Genomic DNA, 20824 nt, shown 5'->3' with positions numbered 1-20824 from the left:
ATCATGCTGGGCATTACCGACCTCACCACCTACATCCTCGGCACCATTTTCATCATCCTGCTGCCGGGGCCCAACTCGATGTACGTGCTGTCCGTCGCAGCCCAGCGTGGTGCGCGCGCCGGCTTTGCCGGTGCCGCCGGGGTGTTTACCGGCGACCTGATCCTGATGACGCTGGCAGCCACCGGTGCTGCCGGCCTGCTGCAGACCAACCCGGCGCTGTTTGCCATCGTGAAGTACCTGGGTGGCGGCTACCTGGCCTGGATCGGCCTGAACATGCTGAAAGGCGGCTGGCAGGCGTGGCGCCGTGCTGCGCAGCCGCAGGCGGCGGCCGAAGCGCGGCAGGTCGATGCGGCCAACCCGTTCCGCAAGGCGCTGCTGATCAGCCTGATGAACCCGAAAGCGATCCTGTTTTTCGTATCGTTCTTCGTGCAGTTCGTCGATCCGGCCTATGCCTACCCGGCGCTGACGTTTGCCGTGCTGGGCACCATCGTGCAGTGCTTCAGCCTGCTGTACCTGACGATGATCATCCTGGCCGGTAGTCATCTGGCCGACGCCTTCCGCCGCCGCCGCCGCTTGTCGGCCGCCATGGGCGGCTCGGTCGGGGCGATGTTCATCGGCTTTGGCGCCAAGTTGGCCGCAGCCAGTCTGTGAATTGAATAATTGAATTGAATTGAGCGATAACCATGCCGAAACGTACTGATATCAAGAGCATTCTCATCATTGGCGCTGGCCCGATCGTCATCGGCCAGGCCTGCGAGTTTGACTACTCCGGCGCCCAGGCGTGCAAGGCGCTGCGCGAAGAAGGCTACAAGGTCATCCTGGTGAACTCCAACCCGGCCACCATCATGACCGACCCGGACATGGCCGACGTGACCTACATCGAGCCGATTACCTGGCAAGTGGTAGAGAAGATCATCGCCAAGGAGCGCCCGGACGCGATCCTGCCGACCATGGGCGGCCAGACCGCGCTGAACTGCGCGCTGGACCTGGCGCGTAACGGCGTGCTGGAAAAATTCAACGTCGAGCTGATCGGTGCCACCGAAGACGCCATCGACAAGGCAGAAGACCGCGGCCGCTTCAAGGAAGCCATGGCCAAGATCGGCCTGTCCTGCCCGCTGTCTTTCGTGTGCCACACCATGGAAGAATCGCTGGAAGCCCAGGCCAAGGTGGGCTTCCCCACCCTGATCCGCCCGTCGTTCACCATGGGTGGTTCCGGCGGCGGCATCGCCTACAACAAGGAAGAATTCCTGGCCATCTGCGAGCGCGGCTTCGAAGCCTCGCCCACCCACGAACTGCTGATCGAGCAGTCGGTACTGGGCTGGAAAGAGTACGAGATGGAAGTGGTGCGTGACCGCAACGACAACTGCATCATCATCTGCTCGATCGAAAACTTCGACCCGATGGGCGTGCACACCGGCGACTCCATCACCGTGGCCCCGGCGCAAACGCTGACCGACAAGGAATACCAGATCATGCGTAACGCCAGCCTGGCGGTACTGCGTGAAATCGGTGTGGATACCGGCGGCTCCAACGTGCAGTTTGCGGTGAACCCGGACACCGGCGACATGATCGTCATCGAGATGAACCCGCGCGTGTCGCGTTCGTCGGCACTGGCGTCCAAGGCTACCGGCTTCCCGATCGCCAAGATCGCCGCCAAGCTGGCTGTGGGTTTTACCCTGGACGAACTGAAGAACGACATCACCGGCGGCGCGACCCCGGCCTCGTTCGAACCGTCCATCGACTACGTGGTGACCAAGATCCCGCGTTTTGCCTTCGAGAAATTCCCGCAGGCTGACGACCGTCTGACCACCCAGATGAAGTCGGTAGGCGAAGTGATGGCCATGGGCCGCACGCTGCAGGAATCGATGCAGAAAGCCCTGCGTGGCCTGGAAACCGGCCTGTCCGGCTTCGACCCGCGCAGCACCGACGAAGCCGCCATCCGCCACGAGCTGGGCTCCCCTGGCCCGGACCGCATCCTGGCCGTGGCCGACGCCTTCCGTATCGGCCTCAGCCGCGACGAGATCTTTGCTATCAGCAAGATCGACCCGTGGTTCCTGGCGCAGATCGAAGACCTGATGGGCGAAGAAAAAGCGCTGGCCGGCCGCAAGGTAGACAGCCTGAGCTACGACGAGCTGCGTCGCCTGAAGCGCAAGGGCTTCTCCGACCGCCGTCTGGGCGAGCTGTTGGGCACCGACCAGGCCGCCGTACGCGCGCACCGCTGGGCGCTGAAACTGCACCCGGTGTACAAGCGCGTGGACACCTGCGCCGCCGAGTTCGCGACCAACACCGCCTACATGTACTCCACCTACGAGGAAGAGTGCGAAGCCCAGCCGACCGATCGCAAGAAGGTAATGGTACTGGGTGGCGGCCCGAACCGTATCGGCCAGGGTATCGAGTTTGACTACTGCTGCGTGCACGCTGCACTGAGCCTGCGCGAATCCGGTTTCGAGACCATCATGGTCAACTGCAACCCGGAAACCGTGTCCACCGACTACGACACCTCCGACCGCCTGTACTTCGAGCCGCTGACGCTGGAAGACGTGCTGGAAATCTGCCGCATCGAAAAACCGTTCGGCGTGATCGTGCAGTACGGCGGTCAGACCCCGCTGAAGCTGGCGCGTGCGCTGGAAGCCAACGGCGTGCCCATCATCGGTACCAGCCCGGACATGATCGACGCTGCGGAAGACCGCGAACGCTTCCAGCAGCTGCTGAACGACCTGGGCCTGAAACAGCCGCCGAACCGCACCGCGCGTAACCCGGTGGACGCCATGCGTCTGGCCGAAGAAATCGGCTACCCGCTGGTGGTGCGCCCGTCCTACGTACTGGGCGGCCGCGCGATGGAAATCGTGCACGAGCCGGCCGACCTGGAACGCTACATGCGCGAAGCGGTAAAAGTGTCCAACGACAGCCCGGTACTGCTGGACCGCTTCCTGAACGACGCCATCGAAGTGGACGTGGACTGCCTGTCTGACGGCACCGACGTAGTCATCGGCGGCATCATGCAGCATATCGAGCAAGCCGGTGTGCACTCTGGTGACTCCGCGTGCTCGCTGCCGCCGTACAGCCTGTCGGCCGAGCTGCAAGACGAGATTCGCCGCCAGACTGAAGCGATGGCGCGTGCGCTGAACGTGGTGGGCCTGATGAACGTGCAGTTCGCCATCCAGGGCACCACCATCTACGTGCTGGAAGTGAACCCGCGTGCGTCGCGTACCGTGCCGTTTGTGTCCAAGGTAAGCGGCGCGCCGCTGGCGATGATTGCTGCCCGTGCCATGGCCGGCATCAGCCTGAAAGAGCAGGGCTTCACCAAGGAAGTGGTACCGCCGTACTACGCGGTGAAAGAGGCGGTGTTCCCGTTCATCAAGTTCCCGGGTGTGGATACCATCCTGGGGCCGGAAATGAAGTCCACCGGCGAAGTGATGGGCGTTGGCCGCACCTTCGCGGAAGCCTACGTCAAGGCCCAGCTGGCGGCCGGCGACAAGCTGCCGCGTACCGGCAAGGTATTCCTGTCGCTGCGTGAAGGCGACAAGGAAGGCGGCGTGGAAGTGGCGCGTGAACTGCAACAGCGCGGCTTCGGCGTGTGTGCTACCCGTGGTACCGCCAAGGCGCTGGCCGATGCCGGCATCGTGGTACAAGTGGTGCACAAGGTGAACGAAGGCCGTCCGCACATCGTGGACCTGATCAAGAATGGCGAAATCGACGTGGTGGTGAACACCGTGGACGAAAAACGCCAGGCGATCCAGGACAGCCATGCCATCCGCCGCAGCGCGCTGCAGATGCGTGTGCCGCAGTACACCACGCTGGCCGGTGCCAAGGCCGCGTGTGCCGGTCTGGCCCACGTGGACGCCTTCGATGTGTACAGCGTGCAGCAGCTGCACGCCAGCCTGAAGGGTTGATACGGCGTCACGTGCGGCCAACCTTTGAACCGCACGTGAAATCCCGTTACAATTCCGGCTGACACCAACGTCCTGCCAAGCCGCCGTCTCGTACGGCGGCTTACGCTTTTATCATGGGGCCGCCAGAGGCCCCCGGAGAATAGACACATGATCAAAGTCCCGTTGACCGTACGTGGAGCCGAAATGCTCAAGGCCGAGCTGCAACGCCTCAAGAGCGTAGAGCGTCCGTCGGTGATCGAGGCCATCGCCGAGGCACGTGCCCAGGGCGACCTGTCGGAAAACGCCGAGTACGAAGCCGCCAAAGAACGCCAGGCTTTCGTGGAAGGCCGCATCGCCGAGCTGGAAGCCAAGGTTTCCAACGCGCAGATCATCGACCCGACCGAGCTGAACGCTGACGGCCGCGTGGTGTTTGCCGCCACCGTCAAGCTGCTGGATCTGGAAAGCGACGAAGAAGTGACCTACCAGATCGTGGGCGACGACGAAGCCGACATCAAGGAAGGCAAAGTGTCGATCAATTCGCCGATTTCGCGCGCCATGATCGGCAAGGAAGCCGGCGACGTGGCCGAAGTGATGGCCCCGGGCGGCATCCGCGAATACGAAATCCTGGACGTACTGTACATCTGAGCCTGAGGCCGGCCGCGCTGCGTGCGGCCAACCTTGAGCAAGCATGATCAAGGGGAAAGCATGAACGGTTTGCGCGCCATTGCCCGGACTTTCTGGATCGGGGGCATGTGGGTCATCGGCATCATCGTGACGCCGGTGCTGTTTGCCGCACTGGATAAAGTGACCGCCGGCATGGTGGCGGGCAGGCTGTTTGCTGCCATCGCCTGGGTGGGCCTGGTGTGCAGCGTGTTCCTGATGGCGGATTACGTCATGCGTCAGGGCGCACGCGGCCTGAAACAGGCACCGTTCTGGCTGCTGCTGGGCATGTTGGCCTGCATCGTCATCAATCACTTCGGTGTGACGCCGATGATTGCGGCGCTGAAGGCGCAGATGAACCAGGCGGCCGAGGGTTTATTTGGCGGCGGTTTCGCTACCTGGCACGCCATCTCCAGCCTGATCTATCTGGTGCAGAGCCTGATGGGCCTCGCGTACCTGCTACGCAGCGATAACTGACGCGCAAACGAAAAGCGGTGGCATGCCACCGCTTTTTGCTGAGTTGCCGGGCCGGCTTACGGGCGGGCCTTCAGCGCTTTCTTGCTCTTGGGCAGATCGATCAGCTTTTTGTCCGACGGGCGGTACAGCACCAGCAGTTTGCCGATGTGTTGCACCGGTGCCGCGCTCAGGTCGTTGCAGATCTGTTCGTACATGGCAACGCGGGCATCGCGGTCGTCGCCGAGCACGCGGACTTTGATCAGCTCGTGGGCGTCCAGGCTGATGGCGATTTCACGGATCACGGAGTCGGTCAGGCCGTTGTTGCCGATCATTACCACCGGGTTCAGCGAATGGGCCAGACCTTTCAGATAAGTACGCTCGACGGCTGTCAGTTCAATTTTCATGTAACGCTTCAAGTTTCAGATTAAAAAACGATTTTACTAAAAAACGGGGTTGGTTCACAGGGTTAAACCGCATTCCCTGCCCCGGCTTGGCCGTGAGTGCCGTTATAGCTGGCATTCGGGCGTATTGTATTTATAGTTCCCGATAGGGAAAGCGACAGAAAACAGGAAACAAGCATGGCGCGCAGCACTTCCAGCAATGTCTGGCTACAGGAACACGTCAACGATCACTACGTGCACATGGCCAAGAAAGACGGCTACCGTGCCCGTGCAGCCTACAAGCTGCTGGAGATCAACGAAAAAGATAAATTGATCGGCCCGGGAACCGTGCTGGCCGATCTGGGGTCTGCTCCGGGGAGCTGGTCGCAAGTGGCGGCGCGGCTGGTGGGCAACAAGGGCAAGGTGTTTGCACTGGACATCCTGCCGATGGACCCGATTGCCGACGTGTCTTTCATCCAGGGCGACTTCCGCGAGCAGGAAGTGCTGGACGAATTTGTTACCTTGCTGGGCGGCCGTCAACTGGACCTTGTAATTTCCGACATGGCCCCCAATATCTCCGGAATGAGCGCCATGGATCAGGCTCGCAGCTTTCACCTGACCGAACTGGCGCTGGAGTTTGCCCGTGATCACCTGAAACCCGGCGGCCATTTTCTGGTCAAGGTGTTTCAGGGCAGCGAATTCCAGGCTTATCTGAAGTCCATGCGCGAGTTGTTTACCGATGTGGTAACGCGCAAACCCAAGGCCTCCCGTGATCGCTCCAGTGAAATTTACCTGCTAGGCAAGGGCCGTCGCTGACAGCCTGCCATGCGGGGGTTACAATCAAACCAACCACATCATCTAGCCAGGGCACATAGGAGCACGCTCTTGTGAACAATATCGGTAAAAACATCGCAATCTGGGTCATCATCGGGCTGGTACTGATGACGGTCTTCAAGCAGTTCCAGACCCGTGAGCCGCAAAACGCGCTCGAATACTCGCAATTCATCAGCGACGTTGAAACCGGCAAGGTGCAAGCGCTGACCATTGAGGGCAACCCGCTGCGCGGGCAGATCATTCGTGGCAAGCGTACCGACGGCACCCAGTTCAGCACCTATGCGCCGCTGGATACCAAGCTGGTAGACGTGCTGATCCAGAACAACGTGCGCTTCTCGGCCAAACCGGAAGAAGAACCGTCGATGCTGATGAACATCTTCATCAGCTGGTTCCCGATGCTGCTGCTGATCGGCGTGTGGTTCTTCTTCATGCGCCAGATGCAGGGCGGCGGGAAGGGCGGTGCGTTCTCGTTCGGCAAGAGCAAGGCGCGCATGCTGGACCAGGACGCCAACACCGTCACCTTCGCCGACGTGGCCGGTTGTGACGAGGCCAAGGAAGAGGTGAAGGAGATCGTCGATTACCTGCGCGACCCTACCCGCTACCAGAGCCTGGGCGGCCGCATCCCGCGCGGCATCCTGCTGGCAGGCAGCCCGGGTACCGGTAAAACGCTGCTGGCCAAGGCCATCGCCGGCGAAGCCAAGGTGCCGTTCTTCAGCATCTCCGGTTCCGACTTCGTGGAAATGTTCGTCGGTGTCGGTGCCTCCCGCGTACGCGACATGTTCGAGCAGGCCAAGAAAAACGCACCGTGCATCATCTTCATTGACGAGATCGACGCGGTTGGCCGCCAGCGTGGCGCCGGCCTGGGCGGCGGCAACGACGAGCGCGAACAGACACTGAACCAGTTGCTGGTGGAAATGGACGGTTTCGAGACCAACCAGACGGTCATCGTGATCGCCGCCACCAACCGTCCGGATGTGCTGGACCCGGCGCTGCAACGTCCTGGCCGTTTCGACCGCCAGGTGGTGGTGCCGCTGCCGGATATCCGTGGCCGTGAGCAGATCCTGAACGTACACATGCGCAAGGTGCCGATCGCGGCCGACGTCGAAGCCGGCATTCTGGCACGCGGTACCCCCGGCATGTCCGGTGCCGACCTGGCCAACCTGGTGAACGAAGCGGCGCTGTTTGCTGCCCGTCGCAACAAGCGCCTGGTTGATATGCTGGACTTTGAAGATGCCAAGGACAAGATCTTCATGGGCGCCGAGCGCAAGTCCATGATCATCCAGCCCGACGACAAGAAGAAAACCGCTTACCATGAGTCCGGCCACGCCATCATCGGCGAGCTGCTGCCCGGCTGCGACCCGGTACACAAGGTCACCATCATCCCGCGTGGCCGTGCACTGGGTGTGACCTGGTCGCTGCCGGAGCAAGACCGCTTCTCGCTGTACAAAGACCAGATGCTGGCGCAGATCACCATGCTGTTCGGCGGCCGCGTAGCCGAAGACCTGTTCACCGGCCAGATTTCCACGGGGGCCTCCAACGACTTCGAGCGAGCTACCAGCATTGCCCGCGACATGGTGACCCGCTACGGCATGTCCGACAAGCTGGGCCCGATGGTGTATGGCGAGAACGAAGGCGAAGTGTTCCTGGGCCGCTCGGTCACCACGCACAAGAACCTGTCCGAAGCCACCATGCAGCAGGTAGACCAAGAAATCCGCCGCATTCTGGACGAGCAGTACGCGCTGGCCGTCAAGTTGCTGGATGAAAACCGCGACAAGGTAGAAGCGATGACCGCGGCACTGATCGAGTGGGAAACCATCGATCGCGAGCAAATTCGCGACATCATGGAAAACCGCCCGCCGCGCCCGCCGAAGCCGGGTGGTGGTTTTGCCCCGCCGGAAACCAAACCGCCGGCACCGCCTGCGCCGGAAGTCAGCACCACACCGGCCCAGGAACTGTAAGCGCTATTGCGCACCCGAGAGCCGCAGCTTAAGCTGCGGCTCTTTTGTTTGTGTGGATGTCTGCCATGTCTGCTTTTGCCTGCGGCCGTTTTACGCTGGATTTGTCCCGCCCTCTGGTGATGGGGATTGTGAATGTGACGCCGGATTCGTTTTCGGATGGTGGTCGTCACGACGACGTGGCGGCGGCGGTGGCACACGCGAGGCAGCTGTTGGCCGAGGGCGCCGATATTCTGGATATCGGCGGCGAGTCCACGCGCCCAGGTGCCGCCTATGTCAGCCCGGAGCAAGAGCTGCAGCGTGTGATGCCGGTTTTGCGCGAGCTGGTAGCGCTACAGGTGCCGCTTTCGCTGGATACCCGCCGTACCGTTGTGATGCAGGCGGCTCTGGCGGAAGGGCTGGTGGACTTGATCAACGACGTGTCGGCACTGGAAGACGAGGGGGCTCTGCCCTTGCTGGCGGCGGCCAACGTTGGCGTGTGCCTGATGCACAAGCAAGGCAACCCGGACAACATGCAACTGCGGCCTGATTACCTGGACGTGGTGGATGAAGTGGGCGATTACCTGGCTCGCCGCGTGCAAGTGTGTGTCGATGCCGGCATGGCGCGTGATCGGTTGCTGATTGACCCCGGTTTTGGCTTTGGCAAAACGCTAGCCCACAACCTGGCGCTGCTGCGTGCCTTGCCGCAGTTGATCGCCCGTAGCGGGGTGCCGTTACTGGCGGGGTTGTCACGCAAGAGCATGCTGGGTGCCATTACCGGCGAACAGGCAGCAGACCAGCGACTGGGTGCCAGCGTGGCTGCCGCGTTGCTGGCAGCGCAGGGCGGGGCGCGCATCATACGCGTGCATGACGTGAAAGCCACGGTGCAGGCCATGCAGGTACTGGCCGCTTGTGACGCGTTATCTGCATAGCATCACGACACATTGCAGCAATAGCGGTAGAATCAGGCAAATTTCTTTATCGAAGGACGTGCGATGACGCGCAAGTATTTTGGTACCGATGGTGTCCGCGGCGAAGTGGGCAAGTTTCCGATCACGCCGGAGTTTGCTCTGCGTCTAGGCTATGCCGCTGGCAAAGTGCTGGTCGACCATGAGCATGAAGAACATCCTACCGTCATCATCGGCAAGGACACCCGTATCTCCGGCTATATGCTGGAAGCCGCCCTGCAAGCCGGTTTCACCGCAGCCGGTGTCAACGTGCTGCTGACTGGCCCGCTGCCGACGCCGGGTATCGCCTACCTTACCCGTGCCTTGCGCCTGTCTGCCGGGGTGATGATTTCCGCCTCGCACAACCCGTTCCAGGATAACGGTATCAAGTTTTTTGCCAAAGGCGGCAAGAAGCTGGACGACGCCTTGGAGCTGCAGATCGAAGCCATGCTGGACCAGCCGATGCAGACCAGCACGTCGCGCGAGCTGGGCCGCGCCAAGCGCATTGACGGTGCCGACCTGCGTTATATCGAATTCTGCAAGAGCACCTTCCCCAACGAGCTGGACCTCAAAGGCCTGAAACTGGTGGTGGATTGCGCCCACGGTGCCACTTACCACATCGCACCGCAGGTATTTCACGAGCTGGGTGCCGAGGTGATTGCCATCGGTAACCAGCCGAATGGTTACAACATCAATGATGGCGTCGGTGCCACTCACCCGGAGGCGGTTGCCAAGGCGGTTCGCGAGCACGGTGCCGACTTCGGCATCTCGCTGGACGGCGACGGTGATCGCCTGATGATGGCTGACCGTGACGGTAATCTGTACGACGGCGACCAGCTGATCTACGTGGTAGCCAAGGCGCGCGCTGCGCGTGGCCAACTGGCGGGTGGTGTGGTGGGTACCGTGATGACCAATATGGCGATGGAACTGGCGCTGCAGCGCCAAGGCGTGCCGTTTGCCCGCGCCAAGGTAGGTGACCGCTACGTACTGGAGCTGCTGGGGCAGCATGGCTGGCAGGTTGGCGGTGAAGCCTCCGGCCATATCCTGTGCCTGGACAAGCACTCCACCGGCGACGGCATCATTTCCTGCCTGCAGGTGTTGGCCGCGGTTCAGGAGCTGGGTACTGATCTGGCTACCATCTGTGCCGACTGGACACCGTTCCCGCAAAAGATGATCAATGTGCGCCTGAATGGTCAGGACTGGAAGGCCGCCAGTGCCGGCCCGCTGCAAGAGGCCGAAGCGGCGTTGCACGGGCGTGGTCGCGTGGTACTGCGCCCGTCCGGCACCGAGCCGGTGGTACGGGTGATGGTGGAGGCGGACGATGCCGCGCTGGCGAATGACTGGGCCAGCCGTATCGCTGCCGCCATCGAAGCGGCCTGAGTGCTGTACTGAAGCAAAAAAACCGGCTACGGCCGGTTTTTTTACGCCTGCGGCCAACCGGGCTGCCAAATAAAAACGCCCTGCCAGGGTGGCAGGGCGCAAATGTCGGTCACGTGGCAGCGATTACTTCCACACGTCCTTGTGGATCTTGGCCTGGATTTCCGGGTACTGCTTCACGTCGAACACCGGTTTGTCCTTGCCGGCTTTCAGCTGCTGTTGGTAATCCTTCAGTAGGATGAACACGTACTTGGACAGCATCACGATGGCAAACAGGTTGATCAGCGCCATCACGCCCATGGCCAGGTCGGCCATGTCCCATACCAGCGGCGAGCTGCCGATAGCACCAAAGCCCACCATGAACAGTACCAGCAGGCGGAAGGCCAGCATCACGCCCTTGTTGTTCTTGATGAACTCGACGTTACCTTCTGCGTAAGCGTAGTTACCGATGATGGAGCTGAAGCAGAACAGGAACAGCGCAACGGCCAGGAAGTGGCCACCCCAGCTGCCCAGTGTGGCGCTCAGTGCGGCCTGGGTCAGTTGTACGCCTTTCAGTTCGGCACCCGGTACATAGGCACCGGACAGCAGCACGATAAAGGCTGTGCAGGAGCACACGATGATGGTGTCGATGAAGACACCGAACATCTGGATGATGCCCTGGCTAGCGGGGTGAGCGGTGGTTGCCGCAGCCGCGGCGTTCGGTGCCGAGCCCATGCCGGCTTCGTTGGAGAACAGACCGCGCTTGATGCCCATCATCATCGCCTGGCTCACGGCGTAGCCGGCAAAGCCACCTGCAGCCTGCTCCAGACCGAAGGCGCTCTTCACGATCAGCATGAAGATGGCCGGTACTTCAGACAAATTGGTGAAGATGACGAACAGCGTCATGCCCAGGTAGATGGCAGCCATCACCGGTACCATCCACTCGGCCACTTGGGCCACTTTGCGGATACCGCCAAAGATGATCGGTGCGGTGATCAGGACCAGGCCGACAGCGACCAGGTTTTTGTCCCAGCCCCAGGCCCCTTCGGTAGCGGCCACGATGGAGTTGGCTTGTACTGCATTGAACACCAGGCCGAAAGCGATGATCAGCGAGATGGAGAACGCAATGCCCAGCCAGCGCTGGCCCAGGCCCTTCTGGATGTAGTAAGCCGGACCGCCACGGAAGGTACCATCGTGATGGTTCACCTTGAACAGCTGTGCCAGCGTGGATTCGGCAAAGGCGCTGGCCATGCCCAGCAGCGCGGTCATCCACATCCAGAACACGGCACCCGGGCCACCCAGGGCGATGGCGGTGGCAACACCGGCCACGTTACCGGTACCCACGCGGCTAGCGAGGCCGGTGGCAAACGCCTGGAACGACGAAATGTCGCTGCCTTCGCTGTTGTGGCCACGGCCACCCAGCATTTCCTGCCAGCCGCGCGGCAGCAGGCGGATTTGCATGAAACCCATGCGTACGGTGAAGAACAGGCCGACGCCGATCAGGATATAGATCAGCAGCTGGCCCCAAACCAGGTCATTGCCTGCGTTGATCAGGCTATGGAGAGCTTCCATGCGGGACTCCTCAAGAATGAAGGTGTTGTTGAACGCCATTACGATGGTCTTGGTTTTATTCGATAGAGAATCAAGCTCTTTCGAGGCGCGCCATAATAGCTTATTTGTCGATTGTATGCGCTCAAAAATGAAAAAAATGACAGCAAAAGCAATGATTTAACTTGCCAGATTGCTGATATTGAAATTAATTGTTCGATAATGAAACGGTGTGGTGGCGGCCAACCATTGTGGTGGCCATACCGACAGCAGGATAGGGGGCGGTATTCAGGTGGCGCGAAACTGGGTTGCAGGCGGCGAGGGGCTCAGTTACCGAACAGGCGGGTCACCAGCGCGCGTACGCGCGGTGCGCCGATCAGTACCAGCGGGAAGGCGCAGCTCCAGGCCAGCAGCCAGGCGTGCAGCCAGCGGCTGACAAAGCCGTTATCGAGGCCGGTATTGATGGCGGTGAGAATGCCGGACATGAAAAAGGCCATGTAACCGGACATGAACAGGGCGAACAGCAGCGCGTGTTTGCGGGTAGGCATGATGATGTGGCAGGAAGGTGGTGGGGCCAGTATCTTAGCCAGCCCGCAGCGGCCGTACCAGCGGGCGGCCACCGTACCGGATGCCTAGACGTAAAAAAACCGGGCCGCAGCCCGGTTTGCCGGCAGCGTCCTCCTTGCTGGAGGGCTGCTGGGTGTCTACCCCGTCGTCCCTGTCGTGATACCAGTCGTCCAGCTCGGCCAGCAGTTGCTGACGGCCGGCAAAGCGTGCGCTGCTGGCGCTGCGCTGGTGGGCGCCGCCTTTCTTCAGCAGCGGGCTGTGCGCAAACGGGTTGCGCGGTTTGATGGTGGTCATGCTCACTCCGCAAGGTTGGCCGCAGGCGGCCGTGGTGCCCGGCAAGCGCGAGGCCTGCCGTGGCAAAACAAGGTTAGCCTGCCTGGGTAATCAGGCTGGCTACCTTGGTGGTAATGATGTCTACCGCCGGGTCGTTGGCGCCGTGCGGCAGGATCACGTCGGCAAAGCGTTTGGTCGGCTCGATGAACTGGTTGTGCATCGGGCGCACCGTGCTCAGGTATTGGTCGATCACGTTGTCGGTGGTGCGGCCACGTTCGGCGATATCGCGCTTCAGGCGGCGGATGAAACGCACGTCCGGGTCGGTATCGACAAAGATTTTCAGCGACATCATCTCGCGCAGCGCCGCGTCGTACAGCGGGAACAGCCCTTCGATGACGATCACCGGTGCCGGTTGCACGGTGACGGTAGCTTCGCTGCGGGTGTGCTTGGCAAAGTCGTACACCGGCATCTCGATGGCGCGGCCGTTACGCAGATCGTCGATATGTTCGATCAGCAGGGGCCAGTCGAAGGCGTGCGGGTGGTCGTAGTTGGTGGCCAGGCGCTGCTCGAAAGTGAGGTGGCTCTGGTCGCGGTAGTAATAGTCCTGCACGATCACGGCCGCCATCTCGGTGCCGATGGTTTCCAGCACCTTGCGGGTCACCGTGGTTTTGCCGCTGCCGCTGCCGCCAGCGACGCCGATGATGAACGGAGTCGACATAATCCCTTGCCTGTAAAGCGAAAAAACGCGCCATTCTAATGACTTGGCGCGCGTCAGACCACTGTTTTTGTCAACCAGCCCGCAATTTTGCGGCGCATCATGCGGCTGTCGTGCACGATTCGTGCTGCGGCCAACCTTTGGCTGCCGGCAGACGGCAAAACGCCCTGCGGCGGGCAGGGCGTGGGGCTTATTCTGCTTCGTCGATCCAGGCTTGCTGGATGGCTTCCAGCACCTTTTCGCCGCCGCGGCTGTGGTCGTCGTCGAACTCCGGCAGGTTCACCACCCAGTTGTGCAGGTCGGTGAAGCGCACGGTTTTCGGGTCGACGTCCGGCAGGCTGTCGTACAGTTCGATGGCAATCTGGTTGATGTCGGTCCACTTCATGGCCAGGCTCCTCAGTGATGCTCGCGGGCGTGGTTGATGGTGTAGCGCGGAATCTCCACCACCAGGTCTTCGTCGGTGACGATGGCCTGACAGGACAGGCGCGATTGCGCTTCCAGCCCCCAGGCCTTGTCCAGCATGTCGTCTTCCAGCTCGTCGGACGGCGGCAGCGAGTTGAAGCCTTCGCGCACGATGACGTGGCAGGTAGTGCAGGCACAGGACATCTCGCAGGCGTGTTCGATTTCGATATCGCAGCCCAGCAGGGCGTCACACACGGTGGTACCGGCAGCGACGTCGTCGATCACGGCGCCTTCCGGGCACAGGTCTGCGTGGGGCAGCACGATGATGCGCGGCATGTTGGTTTCCTTTTCAGTACTTTACAACACGGCGGCCAGGGCCGCCGCGGGGTTACAGGTTGCCGATGTGTTTGCCCTTCAGCGCCTGCTGGATATTGCGGTCCATGCGGCGGGCGGCAAAGGTTTCCGTGGCCTGGCTCAGGCGCTGGGTGGCGGCGTTCACGTCACGCGTGGTCTGCGTGGCGATGGCGGTGTGCAGGGCTGCGATGGCCGCGTCCAGTGCGCTGCGCTCGTCGCTGTCCAGCAGGTCGCCGTCGCTGGCCAGTGCCGCCTCGGTGGCGGCGATCAGGCCTTCGGCGTCCACGATGGCTTCGCGCAGCTTGCGCGCGGCGATGTCTTCCTGCACGTGGGTGAGCGAGTCGGTCAGCATGCGGCTGATCTCGTCGTCGGACAGGCCGTAGCTGGGCTTCACCTCGATGCTGGCTTCCACGCCGGAAGTCTGCTCGCGGGCGGTGACCGACAGCAGGCCGTCGGCGTCCACCTGGTAGGTCACGCGGATACGCGCCGCGCCGGCCACCATCGGCGGAATGCCGCGCAGCACAAACTTGGCCAGGCTGCGACAGTCGCTTACCAGCTCGCGTTCGCCCTGCAGGATGTGTACCGACATCGCGGTCTGGCCGTCCTTGAAGGTGGTGAATTCCTGCGCGCGCGCTACCGGAATGGTGCTGTTGCGCGGAATGATCTTCTCGGTGAGGCCGCCCATGGTTTCGATGCCCAGCGACAGCGGAATCACGTCCAGCAGCAGCCACTCGTCTTCGCCCTTGTTGCCGGCCAGCACATTGGCCTGGATGGCGGCGCCCAGCGCCACCACCTTGTCCGGGTCCAGGTTGGTCAGCGGCGTCTGGCCAAAGAACTGGCCGACCGCTTTCTGTACCTGCGGCATGCGGGTGGCACCGCCTACCATCACCACGCCCTTCACGTCTTCGGCGCCGATTTTGGCGTCGCGCAGCGCCTTGCGGACCGGCAGCAGCGTCTTGTCGATCAGCGTTTTGCTGATGTCGTGGAAGGTGGCCTGGCTGAGCACCAGGTCGATGGTCAGGCCGTCGGACAGCAGCGCGGTAATGCGTGTTTCGACGTGTTCGGTCAGCGCTTCCTTGGCTTCGCGGGCACGGGTCAGCAGCAGGCGGGTATCGCCGGCGCTCAGGCCGTGCAGGCCGGCTTGCTCCAGAATCCAGCAGTAGATGCGGTGGTCGAAGTCGTCGCCGCCCAGCGAAGAATCGCCGCTGGTGGACAGCACTTCGAACACGCCGCGGCTCAGCGCCAGCACCGACACGTCGAAGGTGCCGCCGCCCAGGTCGTACACCACGTAGGTGCCTTCGGCGCCGTTATCGAGGCCGTAGGCGATGGCGGCGGCGGTGGGTTCGTTCAGCAGGCGCAGCACGTTCAGGCCGGCCAGCCGTGCGGCGTCCTTGGTGGCCTGGCGCTGGGCGTCGTCAAAGTAGGCGGGCACCGTGATGACAGCACCGACCAGTTCGCCACCCAGGCTGGCTTCGGCGCGGCTGCGCAGCGTGCGCAGGATCTCGGCCGAGACTTCTACCGGGCTTTTGGCGCCAGCGCGGGTTACCAGCTGCACCATGCCCGGCGCATCCACAAAACGGTACGGGCTGCGGCCAACGTCCTGGATGTCGGCCAGGCCCCGGCCCATGAAGCGCTTCACCGATACGATGGTGTTGTTGGGGTCGCGGCTTTGTTCGGCCTGGGCGTCGTAGCCCACCACCACTTCGCCTTCGCCCACGTAACGCACCACGGACGGCAGCAGGCTGCGGCCGTGGTCGTCGGGCAGCACGGTGGCGGAGCCACTCTTGACGGTGGCCACCAGCGAGTTGGTGGTGCCCAGGTCGATGCCGACGGCGAGTCGGTGCTGGTGCGGGGCGGCGAACATGCCGGGTTCGGCAATTTGCAGTAGGGCCATGGCTGCTTGCTTACTCTATGCGTTTACCGGCGCGGGCCGGCTGGGTTTTCTAGTACAGCAACGCTTCGATGGCGTCGCCGATTTCCTGATCCAGTTTTTCCAGAAAGCGCAGCTTGCGTACCGCCAGTGCCGCGGCCTGGTGGTCGGCCTGGCTATCCAGTACGTCGGCCAGCTCGGCTTCCAGCGCCTTCACGTCGGTACGCAGCTGGCGCAACAGGCTTTCCAGCGCGTCCACGTTGGCCGCGGCGCGGGCGTCGCCAATGGCTTCGCGCCATTCCATCTGCGCCATCAGGAAAGCGGCCGGCATGCTGGTATTGGTTTCTTCGGCAGTATCCACGCCAGCCAGCTGCAGCAGGTAGCGGGCGCGGTCTACCGGCGATTTCAGCGTCTGGTAGGCCTCGTTCACGCGGGTGGCGCGCATCAGGGCCACGCGCTTTTCGGCGTCCTGCGCGCTGACGTAGCGATCGGGGTGCACTTCGGCGGCGGCGGTGCGCCAGGCGCTATCCAGTTGCGCCAGGTCGATGCCGAAGCGGCGCGGCAGGTTGAACAGCGCAAAGTGATCCTGCGTGAAGTCGGTGCTCATGAACGCTTTCTGCAAAAACCGGGTAAGGATGAAACGACAACACCGGCCTGCCCGCACGCTGGCGGGCAGGGCCGGTGGCAGGCAGGGCTCAGACGTTGAAGCTTTCGCCGCAGCCGCACTCGTCTTTCACGTTCGGGTTATTGAACTTGAAGCCTTCGTTCAAGCCTTCCTTGGTGTAGTCCAGCTCGGTGCCGTCCAGGTAAGCCAGGCTCTTGGCGTCGGTGAACACGGTCACGCCGTGGCTCTGGAAGGTGATGTCGTCATCGGTGGCGACATCGACGAATTCCAGCTTGTAGGCCATGCCGGAGCAACCGGATGTTTTCACCCCCAGGCGGATGCCCAGGCCCTTGCCGCGTTTGGCGATGAAGTTGCTGACGTGTTTTGCTGCGCTTTCAGAGAGCGTGATTGCCATGATGCGTCTGCCTTGTGCTGCTGGCGGGCCACAGCCCGCCGTCTGTTATTGACCGTGCTTTTGCTTGTAGTCGGCCACTGCGGCCTTGATGGCGTCTTCGGCCAGGATGGAGCAGTGGATTTTTACCGGCGGCAGCGCCAGCTCTTCGGCGATGTCGGTGTTCTTGATCGCCAGCGCTTCGTCCAGCGACTTGCCTTTCACCCATTCGGTGATCAGCGAGCTGGAGGCGATGGCGGAGCCACAGCCGTAGGTCTTGAACTTGGCGTCTTCGATTACGCCGTTCTCGCCTACCTTGATCTGCAGTTTCATCACGTCGCCACAGGCCGGTGCGCCGACCATGCCGGTACCTACCGAGTCGTCACCCTTGTCGAAAGCCCCCACGTTGCGCGGGTTTTCGTAGTGGTCCATTACCTTGTCGCTGTATGCCATGATCGGTTCTCCTGCGTGCGGCCAACCCTGGCCGCCTCGTCTAAACGGTGATTAGTGGGCGGCCCACTCGATGGTGTTGAGGTCGATGCCGTCCTTGAACATTTCCCACAGCGGGGACATCTCGCGCAGCTTGCCGATCTTGCCTTGCAGCAGGTTCACGGCGTAGTCGATGTCGGCTTCGGTGGTGAAGCGGCCGATGGAGAAACGGATGGAGCTGTGTGCCAGCTCGTCGTTGCGGCCCAGGGCGCGCAGCACGTAGGACGGCTCCAGCGAGGCGGAAGTACAAGCCGATCCGGACGATACCGCCAGGTCGCGGATGGCCATGATCAGGCTCTCGCCTTCGACGAAGTTGAAGCTGACGTTCAGGTTGTGCGGTACGCGCTGCTGCATGTCGCCGTTGAGGTAGGTTTCCTCGATGGTTTGCAGGCCGGCCCACAGGCGGTCACGCAGCGCGGCGATGCGCACGTTTTCGCTGGCCATTTCCTCGCGGGCAATACGGAACGCCTCGCCCATGCCCACGATCTGGTGGGTGGCCAGCGTGCCGGAGCGGAAACCGCGCTCGTGGCCGCCACCGTGCATTTGCGCTTCCAGGCGCACACGCGGCTTGCGGCGGATGTACAGCGCGCCAATGCCTTTCGGGCCGTAGGTCTTGTGGGCACTGAAGCTCATCAGGTCCACTTTCAGCGCCGACAGGTCGATGTCGATCTTGCCGGTTGCCTGGGCGGCATCCACATGGAACAGCACGCCGCGGGCACGGCACAGCTCGCCCAGCTCGGCGATCGGTTGTACCACGCCGATTTCGTTGTTCACCGCCATGATGGAGGCGAGGATGGTGTCCGGACGCAGTGCAGCTTCAAAGTCGGCCAGGCTGACCAGACCGTTTTCCTGCACGTCCAGGTACGTCACTTCAAAGCCCAGGCGCTCCAGCTCGCGCATGGTGTCCAGTACGGCCTTGTGTTCGGTACGCTGGGTCACCAGGTGTTTGCCCTTGCTCTTGTAGAACTGGGCGGCACCCTTGATGGCCAGGTTGTTCGATTCGGTGGCGCCGGAAGTCCACACGATTTCTTTCGGATCGCAGTTCACCAGCTGCGCCACGTTGGCACGGGCATTCTCTACCGCTTCCTCGGCTGTCCAGCCATAGCTGTGGCTGCGGCTGGCCGGGTTGCCGAACAGCTCGGTCAGGTACGGGATCATGGCCTCGGCCACGCGCGGGTCGATCGGCGTGGTGGCAGAGTAGTCGAGGTAGATCGGTTGCTTCAGCTCGCTCATATCGGGTTCTCCAGGTGTCGCTCAGAGTGCGTTGCCGGCGACAGCCTCGCTACAGGGACTGTTGCGACGCAGGGTTCTTTGATCTTGTACTACAGTGGTTTCTTTGGCGCGCTGCTTGGCGACCAGGCTGGCCAGACTGATCTTGGACAGGTAGTCGAAGATGGTCACGTTCAGGTCGGTCCACAGGTCGTGCGTCATGCAGCGGTGGTTGTCGTGGCAGTTCTCGCGGCCGGCGCACTGGGTGGCGTCTACCGGTTCGTCCACGGCAACAATGATGTCGGCCACGGAAATCTCTTCGATGGTGCGGGCCAGCGTGTAGCCGCCGCCGGGGCCACGCACGCTGTCTACCAGCTGGGCGCGGCGCAGTTTACCGAACAGCTGTTCCAGATAGGACAGGGAAATACCCTGGCGTTCGCTGATGCCGGCCAGCGTGACGGGGCCGTTGGCCTCGCGCAGGGCCAGGTCAAGCATGGCGGTAACGGCAAATCTGCCTTTGGTGGTGAGGCGCATCGTGTGGGCTCCCTGGGTGGTTGACCGGATTATAACTCAATCCCGAGTAATTTGGTCAAGTATTGCAGGCGGAAGTTCACGGCGCAGGGCAGGGGAATGGCAGGCACGCGGAAGGTGCCAAAAGGTCAAACGGAAAGGTCGGATATTTTACCCGTATTTACCTAGTTTGACAGGGTTTTTTGCCTTGGCGGCGCCCGGCGTGGCAGGCAAAATGCCCGAAGCGCCGGTGGCTTGGTGTATGATTCGCGCAAACACTTGTTTGAATTGCGGGCAGGCCCTCTGCCCAGAGGAAGGATGAAGCCATGAAAGACGTGGTGATCAGTGGTACCGGCCTGTTCACGCCGCCGCATGCGGTGAGCAACGAAGCGCTGGTAGTCGCTTTCAATAGTTACGTAAACGCCTTCAACGCGGCCAACCAGGACGCCATCGCCCGTGGCGACATCGCGGCCCTGGCCGAGTCCAGCGCCGAGTTCATCGAAAAGGCGTCCGGCATCAAGCAGCGCTACCTGATGAACGCAGAGGGTGTGCTGGACCCGGCACGCATGACGCCGTTTCTGCCGGAGCGCAGCAACGATGAACTGTCGATCCAGGCAGAGATGGCTGTGGCCGCCGCCCGCGACGCGCTGGCCAACGCCGGCAAGTGCGCTGCCGATATCGATATGGTGATTGTGGCCTGCTCCAATATGCAGCGCCCGTACCCGGCGGTGTCCATCGAAGTGCAGCAGGCACTGGGCATCCATGGCTACGCCTTCGACATGAACGTGGCCTGCTCGTCGGCGACCTTCGGCATCCAGACCGCCGTCAACGCCATCGCCGCCGGCCAGGCGCGCGCGGTGCTGATGGTGAACCCGGAAATCTGCTCCGCCCACCTGAACTTCCGCGACCGCGACAGCCACTTCATCTTCGGCGATGCCTGCACCGCCGTGGTACTGGAAGCGGCCGATACCGCCACTGCGGCCAACGTGTTCGACGTGCTGGGCTGCAAGCTGGCTACTGTGTTCTCCAATAACATCCGCAACAACTTCGGTTTCTTGAACCGTTGCGACGAAAGCGGTATCGGCCAGCTGGACAAGCTGTTCGTGCAGCAAGGCCGCAAGGTATTCAAAGAAGTGTGCCCGATGGTAGGCGAGCACATTGTGGCGCACCTGCAGGCCAACGGCATCGAGCCGCAAGGCGTGAAGCGCTTCTGGCTGCACCAGGCCAACCTGTCGATGAACCAGCTGATCGCCCGCCGCGTGCTGGGCCGCGACGCCGAAGGCAGCGAAGCCCCGGTGATTCTCGACAGCTACGCCAATACCAGCTCCGCCGGTAGCGTGATTGCGCTGCACCTGCACCATGCCGACCTGCAAAGCGGCGATATCGGCGTGCTGTCGTCGTTCGGTGCCGGCTACTCGGTAGGCTCGGTCATCCTGCGCAAGCGTTAAACGTT

At 62.1% G+C, this 20824-nt stretch carries 22 protein-coding genes; 9 read left to right on the top strand and 13 right to left on the bottom strand.

Features of this window, described 5'->3' with window-relative positions; translation table 11 throughout:
• The first annotated feature begins 3 nt into the window (after positions 1-3).
• The 4 genes from leuE (at position 4) to FLQ03_RS03455 (ending at position 5009) form a co-directional block, all read left to right on the top strand.
• The gene (gene leuE, locus FLQ03_RS03470) at positions 4-651 is read left to right on the top strand and encodes a leucine efflux protein LeuE (protein WP_144372952.1); all 648 of its coding nucleotides are present in this window, start codon (positions 4-6) and stop codon (positions 649-651) included.
• A 32-nt stretch (positions 652-683) separates the two neighbouring features.
• On the top strand, positions 684-3893 hold the full coding sequence (carB, locus tag FLQ03_RS03465) for a carbamoyl-phosphate synthase large subunit (RefSeq protein ID WP_144372950.1): 3210 nt from the start codon (positions 684-686) through the stop codon (positions 3891-3893).
• A 147-nt stretch (positions 3894-4040) separates the two neighbouring features.
• Positions 4041-4517 (top strand): transcription elongation factor GreA, encoded by a 477-nt coding sequence (gene greA, locus FLQ03_RS03460; protein ID WP_144372948.1) that lies wholly within the window; start codon positions 4041-4043, stop codon positions 4515-4517.
• A gap of 60 nt (positions 4518-4577) precedes the next feature.
• On the top strand, positions 4578-5009 hold the full coding sequence (locus tag FLQ03_RS03455; RefSeq protein WP_144372947.1) for a DUF4149 domain-containing protein: 432 nt from the start codon (positions 4578-4580) through the stop codon (positions 5007-5009).
• Between the two features lie 56 nt (positions 5010-5065).
• On the opposite strand, the gene yhbY is transcribed toward FLQ03_RS03455, so the two are convergent.
• Positions 5066-5392 carry a ribosome assembly RNA-binding protein YhbY gene (gene yhbY / locus FLQ03_RS03450; protein ID WP_144372944.1) on the bottom strand — a complete coding sequence of 109 codons (327 nt, stop codon included), beginning with the start codon at positions 5390-5392 and terminating at the stop codon, positions 5066-5068.
• 174 nt (positions 5393-5566) lie between these two features.
• Here yhbY and rlmE point away from each other — a divergent pair, with 174 nt between their 5' ends.
• From rlmE to glmM, 4 genes are all read left to right on the top strand, one after another.
• On the top strand, positions 5567-6184 hold the full coding sequence (gene rlmE, locus FLQ03_RS03445) for a 23S rRNA (uridine(2552)-2'-O)-methyltransferase RlmE (protein ID WP_144372943.1): 618 nt from the start codon (positions 5567-5569) through the stop codon (positions 6182-6184).
• A gap of 71 nt (positions 6185-6255) precedes the next feature.
• Positions 6256-8160: an ATP-dependent zinc metalloprotease FtsH gene (gene ftsH, locus FLQ03_RS03440; protein WP_144372942.1), complete on the top strand. Its 1905-nt coding sequence runs from the start codon at positions 6256-6258 to the stop codon at positions 8158-8160.
• A gap of 65 nt (positions 8161-8225) precedes the next feature.
• Positions 8226-9068, top strand: a complete 843-nt coding sequence (folP, locus tag FLQ03_RS03435) for a dihydropteroate synthase (RefSeq protein WP_144372941.1) — start codon at positions 8226-8228, stop codon at positions 9066-9068.
• Between the two features lie 63 nt (positions 9069-9131).
• A complete protein-coding gene (gene glmM / locus FLQ03_RS03430; RefSeq protein ID WP_144372939.1) occupies positions 9132-10463 on the top strand; it encodes a phosphoglucosamine mutase in 1332 nt (443 codons plus the stop codon).
• Between the two features lie 123 nt (positions 10464-10586).
• On the opposite strand, the gene FLQ03_RS03425 is transcribed toward glmM, so the two are convergent.
• The 12 genes from FLQ03_RS03425 to iscR all read right to left on the bottom strand — a co-directional run bounded on the left by FLQ03_RS03425 (position 10587) and on the right by iscR (position 19395).
• The gene (locus FLQ03_RS03425) at positions 10587-12011 is read right to left on the bottom strand and encodes an alanine/glycine:cation symporter family protein (RefSeq protein WP_144372937.1); all 1425 of its coding nucleotides are present in this window, start codon (positions 12009-12011) and stop codon (positions 10587-10589) included.
• Between the two features lie 302 nt (positions 12012-12313).
• The gene (locus tag FLQ03_RS03420; protein WP_144372935.1) at positions 12314-12535 is read right to left on the bottom strand and encodes a DUF2798 domain-containing protein; all 222 of its coding nucleotides are present in this window, start codon (positions 12533-12535) and stop codon (positions 12314-12316) included.
• A 34-nt stretch (positions 12536-12569) separates the two neighbouring features.
• Positions 12570-12848: a hypothetical protein gene (locus FLQ03_RS03415; RefSeq protein ID WP_144372933.1), complete on the bottom strand. Its 279-nt coding sequence runs from the start codon at positions 12846-12848 to the stop codon at positions 12570-12572.
• A 73-nt stretch (positions 12849-12921) separates the two neighbouring features.
• Entirely contained in the window at positions 12922-13545 is a 624-nt protein-coding gene (gene udk / locus FLQ03_RS03410) for a uridine kinase (RefSeq protein ID WP_144372932.1), read from the bottom strand.
• Between the two features lie 187 nt (positions 13546-13732).
• Positions 13733-13927 (bottom strand): Fe-S cluster assembly protein IscX, encoded by a 195-nt coding sequence (iscX, locus tag FLQ03_RS03405; protein ID WP_144372929.1) that lies wholly within the window; start codon positions 13925-13927, stop codon positions 13733-13735.
• A gap of 11 nt (positions 13928-13938) precedes the next feature.
• Positions 13939-14280: an ISC system 2Fe-2S type ferredoxin gene (gene fdx, locus FLQ03_RS03400; RefSeq protein WP_144372927.1), complete on the bottom strand. Its 342-nt coding sequence runs from the start codon at positions 14278-14280 to the stop codon at positions 13939-13941.
• A 52-nt stretch (positions 14281-14332) separates the two neighbouring features.
• Positions 14333-16192, bottom strand: coding sequence for a Fe-S protein assembly chaperone HscA (gene hscA / locus FLQ03_RS03395; protein ID WP_144372925.1), 1860 nt, complete (start codon positions 16190-16192; stop codon positions 14333-14335).
• Positions 16193-16241: 49 nt separating this feature from the next.
• Complete coding sequence (gene hscB, locus FLQ03_RS03390) at positions 16242-16775, bottom strand: Fe-S protein assembly co-chaperone HscB (protein WP_144372923.1); 534 nt, start codon at positions 16773-16775, stop codon at positions 16242-16244.
• Between the two features lie 88 nt (positions 16776-16863).
• Positions 16864-17187 carry an iron-sulfur cluster assembly protein IscA gene (gene iscA, locus FLQ03_RS03385; protein WP_144372921.1) on the bottom strand — a complete coding sequence of 108 codons (324 nt, stop codon included), beginning with the start codon at positions 17185-17187 and terminating at the stop codon, positions 16864-16866.
• A gap of 45 nt (positions 17188-17232) precedes the next feature.
• A complete protein-coding gene (gene iscU, locus FLQ03_RS03380; protein WP_144372919.1) occupies positions 17233-17616 on the bottom strand; it encodes a Fe-S cluster assembly scaffold IscU in 384 nt (127 codons plus the stop codon).
• Positions 17617-17667: 51 nt separating this feature from the next.
• The gene (locus FLQ03_RS03375) at positions 17668-18885 is read right to left on the bottom strand and encodes an IscS subfamily cysteine desulfurase (protein WP_144372917.1); all 1218 of its coding nucleotides are present in this window, start codon (positions 18883-18885) and stop codon (positions 17668-17670) included.
• A 21-nt stretch (positions 18886-18906) separates the two neighbouring features.
• Positions 18907-19395 (bottom strand): Fe-S cluster assembly transcriptional regulator IscR, encoded by a 489-nt coding sequence (gene iscR, locus FLQ03_RS03370; RefSeq protein ID WP_144372915.1) that lies wholly within the window; start codon positions 19393-19395, stop codon positions 18907-18909.
• A gap of 302 nt (positions 19396-19697) precedes the next feature.
• Here iscR and FLQ03_RS03365 point away from each other — a divergent pair, with 302 nt between their 5' ends.
• Positions 19698-20819, top strand: coding sequence for a beta-ketoacyl-ACP synthase III (locus tag FLQ03_RS03365; protein WP_144372913.1), 1122 nt, complete (start codon positions 19698-19700; stop codon positions 20817-20819).
• The last annotated feature ends 5 nt before the right edge of the window (positions 20820-20824 follow it).

The sequence above is a fragment of the Vogesella urethralis genome, assembly GCF_007644045.2.
Taxonomy (GTDB): domain Bacteria; phylum Pseudomonadota; class Gammaproteobacteria; order Burkholderiales; family Chromobacteriaceae; genus Vogesella; species Vogesella urethralis.
Note: the sequence above shows the minus strand (reverse complement) of the source record. Positions and strands in the feature narration are given on the sequence as shown.